The organism is Pseudomonas sp. MONT-RG-20F-20-E-7-02, assembly GCF_022662395.1.
Lineage (GTDB): Bacteria > Pseudomonadota > Gammaproteobacteria > Pseudomonadales > Pseudomonadaceae > Aquipseudomonas.
This window is the reverse complement of the sequence record NZ_JAKNQN010000001.1, coordinates 1-15308: the sequence shown is the minus strand read 5'-3', so window position 1 is coordinate 15308 and position 15308 is coordinate 1. Positions and strand designations below refer to the sequence as shown.

General features: G+C 60.4%; 9 protein-coding genes and 1 pseudogene. 3 read left to right on the top strand and 7 right to left on the bottom strand.

Annotated features, from left to right (window positions below; genetic code table 11):
• The first annotated feature begins 256 nt into the window (after positions 1–256).
• Positions 257–5302, top strand: coding sequence for a DUF6543 domain-containing protein (locus L8I05_RS00050; protein ID WP_242166760.1), 5046 nt, complete (start codon positions 257–259; stop codon positions 5300–5302).
• Here the strand turns inward: L8I05_RS00050 and L8I05_RS00045 are convergent, their stop codons facing one another.
• From L8I05_RS00045 to acs, 7 genes are all read right to left on the bottom strand, one after another.
• Positions 5303–6283 carry a GlxA family transcriptional regulator gene (locus tag L8I05_RS00045; RefSeq protein WP_057975155.1) on the bottom strand — a complete coding sequence of 327 codons (981 nt, stop codon included), beginning with the start codon at positions 6281–6283 and terminating at the stop codon, positions 5303–5305.
• A gap of 247 nt (positions 6284–6530) precedes the next feature.
• Positions 6531–7295 (bottom strand): ATP-binding cassette domain-containing protein, encoded by a 765-nt coding sequence (locus L8I05_RS00040; RefSeq protein WP_003214336.1) that lies wholly within the window; start codon positions 7293–7295, stop codon positions 6531–6533.
• Positions 7296–7322: 27 nt separating this feature from the next.
• The gene (locus L8I05_RS00035) at positions 7323–8435 is read right to left on the bottom strand and encodes a succinylglutamate desuccinylase/aspartoacylase family protein (protein WP_242166759.1); all 1113 of its coding nucleotides are present in this window, start codon (positions 8433–8435) and stop codon (positions 7323–7325) included.
• Between the two features lies 1 nt (position 8436).
• The gene (locus L8I05_RS00030) at positions 8437–9135 is read right to left on the bottom strand and encodes an ABC transporter permease (protein ID WP_242166758.1); all 699 of its coding nucleotides are present in this window, start codon (positions 9133–9135) and stop codon (positions 8437–8439) included.
• Positions 9132–9821, bottom strand: a complete 690-nt coding sequence (locus L8I05_RS00025; protein WP_032886746.1) for an ABC transporter permease — start codon at positions 9819–9821, stop codon at positions 9132–9134. The genes L8I05_RS00030 and L8I05_RS00025 overlap by 4 nt, the downstream gene beginning before the upstream one ends.
• A gap of 91 nt (positions 9822–9912) precedes the next feature.
• Entirely contained in the window at positions 9913–10698 is a 786-nt protein-coding gene (locus L8I05_RS00020; RefSeq protein ID WP_242166757.1) for an ABC transporter substrate-binding protein, read from the bottom strand.
• A 1109-nt stretch (positions 10699–11807) separates the two neighbouring features.
• Positions 11808–13763: an acetate--CoA ligase gene (gene acs, locus L8I05_RS00015; RefSeq protein ID WP_197627022.1), complete on the bottom strand. Its 1956-nt coding sequence runs from the start codon at positions 13761–13763 to the stop codon at positions 11808–11810.
• A 397-nt stretch (positions 13764–14160) separates the two neighbouring features.
• Between acs and L8I05_RS00010 the strand changes: the two genes are divergently transcribed.
• Both L8I05_RS00010 and L8I05_RS00005 read left to right on the top strand, forming a co-directional pair.
• The gene (locus L8I05_RS00010; protein WP_017138434.1) at positions 14161–14430 is read left to right on the top strand and encodes a DUF2790 domain-containing protein; all 270 of its coding nucleotides are present in this window, start codon (positions 14161–14163) and stop codon (positions 14428–14430) included.
• Between the two features lie 578 nt (positions 14431–15008).
• Positions 15009–15308: pseudogene (locus L8I05_RS00005) on the top strand (ribonucleotide-diphosphate reductase subunit beta); the annotation flags it as partial.

Here is a 15308-nt window from a genome sequence, read left to right as displayed (position 1 = left end):
GGGATTGTAAGGACAGTTTTCAGCGCCACCTTGTCGCCAAGCGACAACTTCTTATAGCGCCAACCCCGGTTTTACGCGGGTTTACGGCAATGCGACATATTGCGTCGCAATGGCGCAGTGTAAACCAGCGGCGAATGTTTCGGCACAACGCGCCGGTATCTGATCACCCATGCCCCTTGCGATATTCCAATAGCGCCATGCCCGCGCCTTCTGCCGATTTACTTGAGCACTTTAACCACGCACAAGGATTGGCAACATGCCTGACTCTGTACAACAAACGCCGCACAGCCCCCTTTCGGTTCAGCCCGACCAGCATTACGCGCTGCTCAAAAGTGCCATCCCGCGCTGGCTCGGCGAAACCTCCCCGCGCCGGCTCCAGGCGCTGGGCCAAAGCGTTGCGCGCCTGCCTCAAGCATTACGCGACACCGCCGCACACAGCCAAGGCGAACTCAAACGCCTGGCCACCGCCCACTGGGACGCGCAAAACACCGTCGAAAACGCCCTCGCCCACGTGCAGGATGCACAGCATTTTGGTGAACCTATCCTCAGGCTCGCCCTGAAAACACAGTTCGGTCTGGACCTGGATGTCAGCAATACCTTCCTGCGCCTGTACATCCCCCAGACGATTCCCGTTTTCCCCCTCCGCACGGGCGCAGCGCGCACCTGGACGGTCTCGCTGCTGGAGGCTGCCCTGCACAACTTCGAACAGCAGGAAACCGAGGCCGACGCCTATGAAAGCGCGTCGACCTTTATCACCCGCCCGGACGCCAGAGGCCACTTCGACACCTTGCCGGCCATCAAAGCCGTGCTATCCATTCGCGCCTTTACCCAGCTGTGCCGCGACCTGGACATCGGCGCGCTGTATGCCGCCTACCTGCAAGAACAACTGGCCATGACCGAGCCGGTCGCACACGCCGTCTTGCAGCTAAAAGTGGAACGCAGCCAGAAAGCCGAGTTGCAGGCTGCCTTGCAATGGGCGCTGATCAGCGGCGACTTGCAACTGGATTATTTCCGACTGATTCAGGGCCTGCTCGACGGCCTGGACGGCATGCGCCTCGACGGCCAGGCGCTGCGCTACCATGACCTGAGCCTGATGGGCGCGGACTTGCCCGGCATTATCGTGTTCGGCCCCGACCTTGAATTCTCAAGAGGTGCAGCACGCCTGGTGGCTTATGTGCCGGGTGACCCCGAGCACCCGATCAAGGAATACCCCTCGTCCCAGGCCCTGCAAAAAGAACTGGTGCGCCAACTGCGCGATGAGCCTTACCAGCGTTTCTTCAGCCGCTTTGTGCCCCACGCCCAGCGCGGCCACTTCTTCGCCAACCTGAGCCAATTGCTCGGCCAGATCACCTGGCACCCTTACGTTCAGGGCAGCAGCGCGCCGATCTGGCGTCAAACCCCTACCGACAACCCACGCGTACGCTTTGTCGCCACCCCGGGCGGTCACAACCTGTGGCGCCACCAGTACCAACGCAGGCTCAATCAAATCCTCAACGAAGGCCGCACCCGCGCCGTCGCCACGGCGACCGTCGACCGCAACGCGCGCTGGGCGCTGTGGGATTCACTGGTGAATGTCGCGTCTTCAGTTCTGGAAGCCGTCACGTTGATCGTCGCGCCCTTCGTGCCGTTTGCCGGCGAGTTGATGCTGGGCTATATGGCCTATCAACTGCTCGATGAGGTGTTCGAAGGGATCATCGACTGGAGCGAAGGCTTGGGCATCGAGGCCGTCGGGCACCTGGTGGGCGTGGTCGAAACCCTGGTGCAACTGGGCGCCTTTGCCGCCGGCAGCACGATTGCCATCGCCGAGTTTCGCAACGCCCTGCCCCAACCGATCATCGACTTTATCGACCGCTTCAAACCGGTAGAACTGCCCAATGGCCAGACCCGCTATTGGAAACCCGACCTGACTGCGTACGAACAGCCGATCAGCGTGCCACCCGGCACCTATCGCGATACCGCAGGCGTGTTCGCGTACCAGCGCAAAAACCTGTTGAGGCACGACGCCAAGGTCTTCGCGGTAGAAAAAGGCCAGGCGGCCGACACCTTGCACATCCAGCACCCGTCTCGCCCCGACGCCTATCGCCCGAGCGTGCGGCACAACGGCCAGGGCGCCTGGCACACGGAACTTGAGCGGCCCCTGCAGTGGGACCAGAAAACACTGCTACGCCGCCTCGGTCACAGCGTGGAGGGCATCAGCGAAGCCGACCAGGCGCTGGCGCTGAACATCAGCGGCACCGACGAAAACGCCTTGCGCAAAATGCACGTCAATAACGAAGCACCGCCGGCCCTGCTGCTGGACACCCTGGACCGCTTGCGGGTCGACCGGGACATTCAAACCCTGATCGACCGGCTCAACAGCGATGATCCCCAGGCCTACGGCAAAGTGGACCCACAAACCAACCTGCAACTGCTGACCGGCCACGGCTATTGGCCCGAAACCCGCTGCCTGCAATTTATCGATGCCCAAGGGAACGTCGCCTGGGCGTTTGGCGACAACCAACTGCCCGCCCTCCAGATACCCGAGAGCCACTTGAACAACGGCGGCCTGCTCAAGGCGATACTCACCCTGCTGCCGCCCAACGATGCCGCCGAAGCCTTTGGCGCGGCGGTCGGCGATTCGCGCCTGAGCCTGGACATGCGCGCCGCCCACCTGCGTAAAAAGCTCGCGGCGATTGCCGAACAAAAGCGCGCGTCCCTGTTTCAATCACGCTATGCAACCTACCAGGCCACCCGCAACCCACGGGCACAGCGCCTGATGGACGCCGCCCCTGGCCTGCCTGCGCGCCTCGCGGAAAAACTGCTGGAGCGCGCCACCGCCAAAGAACTGGCAGAGTTGGACGCGCAGCGCACGCCCCAGCGCCTGAGCCTGCTGGCGCGTAGCGCCTTCGAAGAGGTGCGCCTGAGTCGCGCCTATGAAGGCCTGCATTTTGGCGACCAAAGCCTGGACACACAGCGCCTGGCCCTGCACTCCCTGCCGGCGATGCCGGGCTGGCCGGCGCAGGTGCGCGTGGTCATCCGGGACTACGCGGCCAACGGCACCTTGCGTGACCAGGTCGGTGCCGACGATGCGCCCATCGTGCGCACGTTGGTGCGCAGCGAAACCGGCGAATACACCGCCCATGACGAAGACGGCGCACTCGGCGCGCCCACTGACTTTTACTCGGCCATCCTCAACGCCTTGCCCGAAACCCAACGCCAGGCCATTCATTCAGGCATCGATCAGGGCCCGCGCCTGCGCCAGTACCTGGCGCGGCATGCCCTCGAACGTAAGCGTCTGCGCGAACTGCTCAGCGCGGACCCTATTCGCAAACCGACGTATGACCCTCAAGTCATGAAGCTGCTCGGCGGCATGGACGGCTACAGGGCCCAGGCTGACTATGGTGACGGGCCGCCGCCGCTGCTGGCCCAGGTACGCGAGTTGTTCCCCGCGATCGACGATGACCTGGCTCAAACCCTGCTCGCCCACCTGCAAACCCTGCCGTCGGGTGCCAGCAATCAGCTCGCTTACCTGCGTGAGCAACGCCAACTGTTGCGCCAGAACCTGCAAGCCTGGCAAGCCGCAATCCCGCGCATCGACCCCGAAACCCAGCTTGAAATGAGCGCCGCGCGCCACTACGACGAGGTGCAGACCCGCAGGATGATGGCTGAGCAACTGGAGGCGTGCTGGCGCCGGGAAACCGAGCGGGACGAGTACTTCAGCACTCCCGAACTCAACGGCTATACCCTGAGGCTCTACGGCCCGGGGCCTACAGACCTGCCGGAGTTGGGCATGGCTTTCAACCATGTCTCACTGCTGTCTCTGGTAGGCGACGGCCCCATGCTCGGCATCGGCACTTTCCTTGAAGGGTTCCCCAACCTGCGTCACCTGGAAATCCGGTCGATCCCGCTGGGAGACTTGCCGCCACAGCTCAGTTCCATGCCTACGCTCAACAGCCTGATACTGAGCGACTGCGACATTACCCTGACCCCGCAAAGCCTTGACCGATTGAACGGCATGCATGGCTTGCACGCGCTCGACCTGCACAACAATGCCCTGGGGCTGGTACCCGATGTGCAAGCAATGCCCGACCTGACCCTGCTGGACCTGTCGACCACCGGCATCGACCGCGTGCCGAACGGCGTGGTGGATCGCCCGCAGTTGGAATTAGCCATGCTCAGTGACAATAAAATCACCCAGCTTCCCCCAGACCTGTTCAGCGTCACCCCGAACACCGCGCGCAAGTTCGACCTCTCCGACAACCCGCTTGAGCCACCGACACTTGAACGCATCAAAACCTATTGCCAGGCCCACGGCGAATTTTTCTCAGCCCTGGCCCCCCGCGCGGAACGGGCCAGGCTCATGAACCTTTACCCGACCTTTCTGGAGACCGAAGCGGACCGCTTTATCTTCCGCCTGCCCGGCAACATGGACGCCGTCGCCCCTACCTTGACGCGCCTTGAGGCCGAATATGCGCAACTGGGCACCGACCTTCAGCAGTGGGCCTTGAATGTACCCGACCACCACCCTGTCCTCGGCATTCTGCTGGACGAGCAGACCATCGCCGAGGAACAACTCGCGCGCCAGCGCTTCAAGGCCTTGCTTGAAGATGCCTGGCGTCGTGAAAGCGAAGAGGATGAAGAAAGCCTGGGCGATCATTTCACCCACTCCGTCACCCTTGAAACATCGACCATGGGCCCGCTGCCGGAGCTGAGCGCAACGTTCGATCATGTCTCCAACCTCGAAATCAAGGGCGGCGGCGTCACCAACGGCATCGATGGCATGCTCCGATGCTTTACCCAACTGGAAACGCTGACACTCAGCCAATGCACATTAGGCAGGTTGCCTGACACCCTCGCGCGGCTGCCGAAGCTCTCGACCCTGAGCCTGGAGCAATGCGCAATCACCCTGACCCAGGCGGACATCAACCTGCTGGCTGACATGACCCAACTTGAGTACCTGAGCCTGACCAATAACCCGCTGAACCTGGCACCCGACATCAGCAACCTGTCGCAATTGGCCGCGCTTCATTTGAGCAACACCGGAATCAGCGAAGTACCCCGTGGCCTCTTCACGCTGCCGGATCTGGAAACGGTGGACCTGAGCAACAACCTGATCAGCGAAATCCCGGCTGACTTGCTGGAGTCGACGACGGTCTACGGCCAGGATTGCGATTTCAGCCAGAACCCGTTGTCGCCCGACAGCCTGGGCTATCTGAGGCAACACTACCTGCGTACCGGCATTGATTTTCAGGTGGCCGCCGCCACTGTGGACGAGCACGGCGTGCCCCTGGTGGTGGTAGGCCCAACGCCGATGGAGGAGTAATCAGCCGCGCTCGGAAGGCACCGACGACAACTCGAACGGGCTGCTGCTGCGCCGCTGGTTGCGATCTTCACGCGGCGTAGCGCCGAAGAAGTTGCGGTAGGCGCTGGAGAAGTGCGGCCCCGAGGAGAAGCCGCACGACAGGCCGATCTGGATGATCGACTTGCTGGTTTGCATGAGCATCTGGCGCGCCTTGTTCAGGCGCAGCTCCAGGTAGTACTGGCTGGGAACGCGGTTGAGGTATTGCTTGAAGATGCGCTCCAGTTGTCGTCGCGAGACGCACACATGCTGGGCGATTTCGTCGGTGGTCAGCGGCTCTTCGATGTTGGCTTCCATCAGCAACACAGCCTGGGTCAGCTTTGGATGGCTGGAACCCAGGCGGTTTTGCAGCGGGATGCGCTGGCGCTCGCCGCCTTCGCGGATGCGCTCCACCACCAGTTCTTCGGAAACGGCACCGGCCAGTTCGGCGCCGTGGTCACGGGCCAATACCGCCAGCAACAGGTCGAGTACCGACATGCCACCGCAGGCGGTCAGGCGATCACGGTCCCAGTCGAACAGATGGCTGGTGGCGATGACCTTGGGGAAACGCTCGGCGAAATCGTCCTGCCAGCGCCAGTGCACGGCGGCGCGGTAGCCGTCGAGCAGGCCGAGTTGAGCCAGCGGGTACACACCGGCTGACAAGCCGCCGATCACACACCCTGCCCGCACAAGCTGCTTGAGCGCAGTACTCAGTTGGGACGCGATGACGGTCGGCGGCTCGTCGGCCAGCAGGAACAGCTTCTGGAAACCTTCGAGCTTGCCGGCCCACGGCTCGCCCGGCAATTGCCAGGCGCCGTCGGTGGCAGGCTCGGCGAGCAGGAATGACAACTCGTAGACCACATCCGGATGCACCCGCTGAGCAACGCGCAAGGCCTCCTCAGCCAGCGCAAGCGTCAGGGCTTTTGTGCTGGGCCAAATCAGGAAACCAATTTTATGGGCGGTCATGGAATGCTATCCGAAGCGAGTAACGGAAATGAAGACAAGGGCCAATGCTAGCCCGGAAACCAACACAAATCTCAAAACATATGGCGTTCCAATGTGGGAGCTGGCTTGCCTGCGATGGCGGTGGGTCAGTGAGCACATCTGTTTCTGATACACCGTTATCGCAGGCAAGCCAGCTCCCACAGGGGATTGAGGCCAAATCTCAAGACTGCGAAGCATGCACTAAACCGGTGCACAAAAGCAGCCTTGATTACTTCAGGCTGCCCGACAGGAACTGCTGCAAACGCTCGGACTGCGGGTTCACCAGCACTTCACGCGGGTTGCCACGTTCTTCGACGATGCCTTTGTGCAAAAACACCAGTTGGTTCGACACTTCACGGGCAAAGCCCATTTCGTGGGTCACAACCACCATGGTGCGGCCTTCCTGCGCCAGGTCCTGCATCACCTTGAGCACTTCGCCGACCAGTTCCGGGTCGAGGGCCGAGGTCGGTTCGTCGAACAGCATCACCTCAGGCTCCATCGCCAGGGCGCGGGCAATCGCCACGCGCTGCTGCTCGCCACCGGACATGTGGCCGGGGAACGCATCCTTACGATGGCCCACGCCGACTTTGGCCAGGTAATGCTCGGCTTTTTCACGCGCGTCTTTTTTCGACATGCCCAGCACGTGCACCGGCGCTTCCATCACGTTTTCAAGCGCAGTCATATGCGACCACAGGTTGAAATGCTGGAACACCATCGACAGGCGCGAACGCATACGCTGCAGTTGTTTAGGGTCGGCGGCCTTCATGGCGCCGTCCTTGTTGGCCACCAGTTTCAGCTCTTCGTTATTGAGCAGAATCTTGCCGGCGTGGGGCTGCTCGAGCAGGTTGATGCAGCGCAAAAAGGTACTTTTGCCCGAACCACTGGAACCGATGATGCTGATCACATCACCGGCCGCGGCGGCCAGGGACACACCTTTGAGCACTTCATGACTGCCATAGCGTTTATGCAGGTCTTGGACTTCAAGTTTGTACATGCGGTCGGTTCTCACAAAAACAGGTGGTCAGTCGTTGAGCAAGCGCCCGTGACGCAGCGCTTCGCGCCCCGCCACCTTGGCCAGCCAGAAACCCGCTTGGGCATAACGTAGCCGTTCAACGGCAAACAACACCCCCGAGGTGCCCGCGCAGACAATGCTCACGCGATCAGTCAGAGGGTCAATCACTTCAAAAATCTCATCGCCCGCTTCAACCCGGTCACCGGCTTTACGCAGGTAACTGATCACACCGGCATGGGGCGCGAACAGCAGTTCTGTGCCTTCGAACGGCAAGCCTTCGCACGGTTCGTGCTGTGGCGCGGGCCATTCACCTTTGATCAGGCCTTGCTCGGCGAGGAACGCGAGGATGCCTTCAGCATGGAAGATCGCTTCGTCGCGACCCGTGTCGGCCTGGCCGCCCAGCTCCAGCGTGGTCGCCAGACAGGCCAGTGGAATCTGTGCGTCCGGGAATGCCCGCGACAAACGCAACCACGGCAGCGAGCAGGCTTCATCGAACGAGCTGCCGCCGGAATCTTCCGCCAGCAGGCCGACCTTCACATTCAAATGCGCCGACAACGAACGCCACTGCGGCCAATGCTGCGGCAGCGCGTACATGTGCAGCGCGGCTTCGGCATCGCAATGCAGGTCGAGGACGATATCGGCGGTGCAGGCGTGGCTGAGCAGTACCCGTTGCATGCCTTGCAGCTGGCTGCTCGGCAGGGGCAATTCATTGAGTGCATCGGTCATTGCCTGACGAATCATGCGCACATTGGCGTGCGGGTCATCGCCCAGCTTGCCCTTGAGCCGCTCGGTAACCGGCTCGCTCAACTCGACGAAATCGCGGTTGAAGTTCTTGCCGCTGCCGACCTCGAAACGGCCCTGGTGACTGCCTTGCAGCAACTGGCCCAGGCCCATCGGGTTGGCGACTGGCACCAGCTCGATCACGCCATTGAGCGCGCCTTGCTGTTCCAGTTCGGTGAGGCGCTTTTTCAGTTCCCAGGCAGCGCGCATGCCGGGCAGTTCATCGGCGTGCAGGCTGGCCTGGATGTAGGCCTTGCGCTCGCCGCTGCCGAAACGAAACACGCTCAGCTGGCGCTCGCAGCCCAGGTGGCCCCAGGGCAACAGGTGATCGATACGTTCCATATCAGTGCTTCCGTGGAGCCAGGTAGCTCAGCCAGCGGCGCTCGGCCAACTTGAACAGGCGCACCAGGATAAAGGTCAGGCACAGGTAGAACACGCCGGCCGTGATATAGGCTTCGAACGGCAGGTAGAACTGGGCGTTTACCGTACGCGCGGCACCGGTGATGTCGATCAAGGTGACGATGGAGGCCAGACTGGTGGTCTGCAGCATCATGATCACTTCGTTGCTGTACTGCGGCAGCGCCCGGCGCAGGGCCGACGGCAGCAGGATGCGGCGGTACAGCTTGTAGCGCGACATGCCCATGGCCTTGGCCGCTTCGATCTCGCCATTCGGCGTGGCCTTGAGGCTACCGGCAATGATCTCGGCGGTGTAGGCGCTGGTGTTGATCGCAAAGGCCAGGCACGCGCAGAACGTGGCGCTGGACAGCAGCGGCCACATGAAGCTCTCGCGTACGGCTTCAAATTGCGCCAAACCGTAGTAGATCAAGAACAGCTGCACCAGCATCGGCGTGCCGCGAATCACGTAGGTGTAGAGCCAGGCGGTGCCATTCACGATCGGCTGCTTGGACACACGCATCAAGCCCAAAGGCAAGGCGGCGAGCAAGCCGAAGAACAGCGAGATGGCGAGCAATTTCAAGGTGGTTACCAGGCCGCCGAGGTACAGCGGCATGGCGTCCCAGATGACGTTATAGTCGAAGATCATAGATCAGCCGCCCTTACGCCTACCGAGTAGCGCTTCTCAAGATAGCGCAGGGCCAGCAACGACACGCTGGTGATCACCAGGTACATCGCCGCCACTGCGAGGAAGAAGGTAAAAGGCTCGCGGGTGGCATCTGCCGCCTGCTTGGCCTTGAACATCATGTCTTGCAGGCCCACCACCGAAATCAGCGCGGTGGCCTTGGTCAATACCAGCCAGTTGTTGGTGAAACCAGGGATCGCCAGCCGAATCATCTGCGGCACCATCACCCGGAAAAACACCTGGAAACTGCTCATGCCATACGCAAGGCCGGCCTCGGCCTGGCCCTTGGGAATGGCCATGAAGGCGCCACGGAAAGTTTCCGAAAGGTAGGCGCCAAAGATGAAACCCAGGGTGCCGATACCGGCGGCCAAGGGGTTCAAGTCGATATAGTCGTCATAGCCGAGCATCGGCGCGACGCGGTTGAGCAAGTCCTGACCGCCGTAGAAAATCAGCAGGATCAGCACCAGGTCGGGGATCCCGCGGATCACCGTGGAGTACAAGTCACCCAGCCAGGCCAACCAGCGCACCGGCGACAGGCGTAACGCGACCCCGATCAGACCCAGAACAATGGCCAAGGCCATGGACGACAAGGCGAGCTGAAGCGTCAACCATGCGCCATCGAGGATGACGGCCCCGTAGCCTTTCAACATGATTCAGGTCCTCGAAAAGGGGGATGAAAAAATGGCGCAAACCGCAGGAATTCTGTTGCTTGCGCCATTCTGGACAGACAGCTAGGACGAGTTACTTAGGGTCAGCGCCGTAAATATCGAAGTCGAAGTACTTGTCCTGGATTTTCTTGTATTCGCCGTTGGCACGGATCGCTGCGATGGCCGCGTTGATCTTGTCCAGCTCGGCCTTGTCGCCTTTACGTACAGCGATGCCAATGCCGTCGCCGAAGTACTTGGCGTCGGTGAACTGTGGGCCCACGAACGCGTAGCCTTTACCGGCCGGGGTTTTCAGGAAACCGTCTTGCAGCAGGGTGGCGTCAGCCACAGTGCCGTCGAGGCGACCGGCTTCCACGTCCAGGTAGATTTCGTTCTGCGAGCTGTAAGGCACGACCGTGACGCCTTTAGGAGCCAGGACTTCCTTGGCGAAGCGATCGTGGATCGAACCGCGTTGCACGCCGATTTTCTTGCCCTTCAATTCATCCAGGCTGTCGCTGACCTTGGTGCCTTCCTTCATCACCAACTGCGCTGGGCTCAGGTAATAGCGGTTGGTGAAGTCCACGGACTTCTTGCGGTCTTCAGTGATGGACATGGACGACAGGATGGCGTCGATCTTGCGCACTTTTAGCGCAGGGATCAGGCCGTCGAATTCTTGCTCAACCCACACGCACTTGACCTTCATCTCGGCGCACAGGGCGTTGCCGATGTCGTAGTCAAACCCGACGATGCTGCCATCCGGCGCCTTCGAGGCAAACGGAGGGTAAGCCGCTTCGATACCAATCTTCAGGGGCTTTTCATCAGCGAAGGCCTGCATCGACAGCACGGACAGCGCCAGGGCGCCCAACAGCACAAGTTTCTTCATCTTGGGACTCCATCGGTATAGGGCAAAAAGCAGAATGAGCCGTGGCCCACGATGCGACTTAAGTGAAACCGAATAGCGGTGCTGCGTCCTACCCCGAATTGATACTGGAGACGACGAGCGAGTGATCGGCATTCTAACGACAGGCCGGAAGCCGATATTTCCTCAATGCGACAACAATTTACAGAAGCACTGAGAAAGCGGTTCCAGCACATTGACAGCCTCTGTTTTTTATGCAGAGACAAAAGATATTAAACCTGTTGATGCTGCAAATTGCGGGCCTATTATTCGCAAACCCTTCTAGCACGGCAAGTCTGGCGTTTAATCTTATTTCTGAGGGCGTCTAAAACGCGGGTTTTCGGGGCACAGGTGTAGCACATCGCCTCAGGATTGGGCGCGGGGTTACACATTTGCTGGTCTCGGTAACATTCAGAAACGTCCTACGCACGAAGTCGATATTTATTGGCCTACGCATAGATCGTTCCCACGCTCTGCGTGGGAAAGCATCCTGTGACGCTCTGCGTCACGCCTCAAGAGCAGACGCCGAGCGTCCAGGGCGGCATTCCCACGCGGAGCGTGGGAACGATCATTGGCTTGCCGGCGATAGCGGTCTGTCAGCCAACCCACCTGCGCCTGACACACCCTCATCGCAGGCAAGCCAGCTCCCACGGTGATCCGGTTTCGCCAGCGATATTTATTGGCCTACGTATAGATCGTTCCCACGCTCTGCGTGGGAATACATCCTGTGACGCTCTGCGTCACGCCTCAAGAGCAGACGCGGAGCGTCCAGGGCGGCATTCCCACGCGGAGCGTGGGAACGATCATTGTGCTATGCATGCCAGCTCCCACAGTGATTCGTTTTCGCCAGTGATATTTATTGGCCTACGTATAGATCGTTCCCACGCTCTGCGTGGGAAAGCATCCTGTGACGCTCTGCGTCACGCCCCAAGAGCAGACGCGGAGCGTCCAGGGCGGCATTCCCACGCGGAGCGTGGGAACGATCATTGTGGTATGCACGCCAAAGGTGGGAGCTGGCTTGCCTGCGATAGCCAGTCAACAAAAAAGCCCCACCCAGCTCACGCCAAATGGGGCTCTGCACCACCAACTTCGCCTTACGCGACGTTCATGGTCTTGTGCGTTTCAATCAAATGCGCCACCACACCTGGGTCTGCCAGCGTGGAGATATCCCCCAACCCGTCATACTCAGCCGTGGCAATCTTGCGCAGAATCCGGCGCATGATTTTCCCCGAGCGCGTCTTCGGCAAGCCCGGCGCCCACTGGATCACATCCGGTGAGGCAATCGGCCCGATCTCCTTGCGCACCCAGTTTTTCAACTCCAGGCGCAGCGCTTCGTTTGGCTCTTCGCCGTTTTTCAGCGTGACATACACATAGATGCCCTGCCCTTTGATGTCGTGCGGCACACCCACCACCGCCGCTTCGGCGACTTTAGGGTGAGCAACCATGGCGCTTTCAATCTCGGCCGTGCCCATGCGGTGGCCGGACACGTTCAACACGTCATCCACGCGGCCGGTGATCCAGTAGTAGCCGTCCTCGTCACGACGCGCACCGTCACCGGTGAAGTACATGCCACGGAACGTCTTGAAATAGGTGTCGACGAAACGGTCATGGTCGCCATACAGCGTACGCGCCTGGCCTGGCCACGAATCCAGAATCACCAGGTTGCCTTCCGCCGCGCCTTCAATCAGGTTGCCCAGGTTATCCACCAGCGCCGGCACCACACCAAAGAACGGGCGTGCCGCGGAACCTGGCTTGAGCGCGTGAGCGCCCGGCAGCGGGCTCATCATGTTGCCGCCGGTTTCGGTCTGCCACCAGGTGTCGACGATCGGGCAACGGGATTGGCCGACGTTCTTGTAGTACCAGTCCCAGGCTTCCGGGTTGATCGGCTCGCCCACGGAACCAAGCAGGCGCAGGCTGCTGCCATCGGCGCCTTCCACGGCAGCGGTGCCAGAGGCCATCATCGCGCGGATCGCGGTCGGCGCGGTGTAGAGGATATTGACCTTGTGCTTGTCGACAATCTTCGCCACCCGCGTGATGTCCGGATAGTTCGGCACGCCTTCGAACAGCAGCGTGGTCGCGCCATTCGCCAGCGGGCCGTAGACAATATAAGTGTGGCCGGTGACCCAGCCGACGTCGGCGGTGCACCAGTAGATTTCGCCTGGGCGGTAGTCGAACACACGCTCGTGGGTCAGGGCTGCATACAGCAAGTAGCCGCCGGTGGTGTGCTGCACGCCTTTGGGTTTGCCGGTGGAACCCGAGGTATAGAGGATGAACAGCGCTTCTTCGGCGCCCATCTCTTTGGGCGCACACACGGTGCCCGCCACTTTCATCAGGTCTTCGTACCAGATGTCGCGATGCTGGTTCCACTTGATGTTGCCATTGGTGCGCTTGCACACGATGACTTTCTGGATGCTGCTGGTTTCCGGGTTGGTCAGCGCGTCGTCGACGTTGGCCTTCAGCGGAATTTTCTTACCGGCGCGGATGCCTTCGTCGGCAGTGATCACCACCTTCGACTTACAGTCGATGATGCGACCGGCCAGGGCTTCTGGCGAAAAGCCGCCAAACACCACGGAGTGAATCGCGCCGATGCGGGTACAGGCCAACATGGCGACCACGGCTTCGGGGATCATCGGCATATAGATAGTCACCACGTCGCCGCGATGCACATCCTGGCCGCGCAGGGCGTTGGCAAACTTGCAGACTTGTTCATGCAGCTCGCGGTAGGTGATGGTGCGGCTTTCGGAAGGGTCATCGCCTTCCCAGATGATCGCCGCCTGATCGCCACGCTCGGCGAGGTGACGGTCCAGGCAGTTATAGGAAACGTTCAGGGTGCCATCGGCGAACCATTTGATGTCGACATGGTGGTCGTCGAAAGAGGTCTGCTTCACCGCGGTGAAAGGCTTGACCCAGTCAAGGCGCTTGGCTTGCTCGCGCCAGAAGCCATCGGGGTTGACCACCGACTGCTGGTACATGGCCTTGTAGGTCGCCTCGTCGGTCAGCGTGTTGGCTGCTACTTCGGGGCGAACGGGGTACAGGGAAGCCGCACTCATCTTTCTTACCTCGGTGACAATAGTTGTTTTTGTATGCCCTGTTGTAGCCGGGGCGCCCCCATAGAACCATTCGACGATGGTAGTAACAAGCCCCTACAAATTGCCCTGCCATGCCGATCTGCGGCTCTGGCCCGCGCCCTGCGCGGCTTTCACGCCGGATGAAAAAACCTTTACCACGGGATTGTTACAAAAACCGCCAATAGTGTTTATCAAAAGCACGGGTATATGAATATAACGCGTGCGCCTAAAATCAACGCCGTCAACAAGACACTGTGATTAACAACGTAACAGCCCCCACGAAGGCAACGTTAATCCGAACTTCCCAACTCTTAAGTTACACACGTGGCCTCACAAGGGCCCCGTGACCCCTTTCGCCCTGAAGAAGGTAAATACAGTAATGAAAGCTCTCGTAGTTATGGCCCTCAGCAGCTTGTGCGCCACCGCCGCCCTGGCCGACGAGGCCCCGACCGAGCTGGCCGGCCAGAACGCTCCGATCGTTGAAGATTACACCTACAGCACACACTTGGATGTGGCCAAAGTACTGTCCATGAGCAATATCCCTGATGTATGCAATGTTGTTCCGGTACAAATGGAATATGAAGACTCACAAGGTCAGCGCCATATTCTTAATTACCAAGTAATGGGCAATGGTTGTTCTAACGGGTAATAGTGATTCAGTGAGGTTTAAACCCGGATCTTGGTCGCCGCAAGAAATCGTTCTTGCGGCCAAGAACCTATCTGCAACCCGCCACGCTATAAAGGTGGGAGCTGGCTTGCCTGCGATGGCGATTTCAGCCTTTTTACACCGCCCAAAACCCGCCACCGCCCCGCCTCCCCCAGCCCGCCAAAAACTATCCCACCGCCCGTCAAAAAAATCCCATACCGGCAAAGCCTTGCAAACACACGCCTTGGCCGAAAACCAAGCCATTTTGGCGCTCAATCGTGACCATCCGCCGCAACACAAAGTCGAATTTTTCCCTATAATGCGCGGGTAAATCGGGCCTGCAATATCCCTTTACACTGGGATGAAGAGCCAGACCTGAGGCCTCCCGCTGGAGCATGCACCAGTCGCTCCGCCCCTCAGCCTCACGCAGAGCACCCGTTACCCAATTCCGTTTAATGCCTGCGCGAGCTGTTGCAACAAACGATTCCTTAAGATCCACCGCGGCCTCTGGGCCGTGTGAACACCCAACCATCCGGTTTCACACGGGCACCTTTGAGCCCTCACGCAGGAGACGACACGTCATGCTGAGCTGGGACGAATTCGACAAAGAAGAAGAAGGCGAAGTAGCCGCTAAAGGCGCCAACGCCGGCCACGCCACCGAAGCCAACATGGACCGCCTCGACGGTGCCGGCGCCGCCGCCGCCATCGAAGCCCGCGCCGTCACCGCCAGTGACTCCGCCGCCATCGTGCGCGCCAAGGCCGCCCTCGACAAACTCGACGTCGCCGAAGGCCTCGCCGAGCTCGAAGGCTCCGCCGCCCGCGTCGCCGTTGACGAAAAACGCATGATCAACTGCCGCGCCGACCTCAACCAACTCGTGCCG

Excerpts from the sequence above, each read along its gene's own strand:
- L8I05_RS00035 (WP_242166759.1), bottom strand. The coding sequence starts at position 8,435 with ATGGAACGTATCGATCACCTGTTGCCCTGGGGCCACCTGGGCTGCGAG.
- L8I05_RS00040 (WP_003214336.1), bottom strand. The coding sequence starts at position 7,295 with ATGTACAAACTTGAAGTCCAAGACCTGCATAAACGCTATGGCAGTCAT.
- L8I05_RS00030 (WP_242166758.1), bottom strand. The coding sequence starts at position 9,135 with ATGATCTTCGACTATAACGTCATCTGGGACGCCATGCCGCTGTACCTC.
- L8I05_RS00025 (WP_032886746.1), bottom strand. The coding sequence starts at position 9,821 with ATGTTGAAAGGCTACGGGGCCGTCATCCTCGATGGCGCATGGTTGACG.
- L8I05_RS00020 (WP_242166757.1), bottom strand. The coding sequence starts at position 10,698 with ATGAAGAAACTTGTGCTGTTGGGCGCCCTGGCGCTGTCCGTGCTGTCG.
- L8I05_RS00045 (WP_057975155.1), bottom strand. The coding sequence starts at position 6,283 with ATGACCGCCCATAAAATTGGTTTCCTGATTTGGCCCAGCACAAAAGCC.
- L8I05_RS00010 (WP_017138434.1), top strand. The coding sequence starts at position 14,161 with ATGAAAGCTCTCGTAGTTATGGCCCTCAGCAGCTTGTGCGCCACCGCC.
- acs (WP_197627022.1), bottom strand. The coding sequence starts at position 13,763 with ATGAGTGCGGCTTCCCTGTACCCCGTTCGCCCCGAAGTAGCAGCCAAC.
- L8I05_RS00050 (WP_242166760.1), top strand. The coding sequence starts at position 257 with ATGCCTGACTCTGTACAACAAACGCCGCACAGCCCCCTTTCGGTTCAG.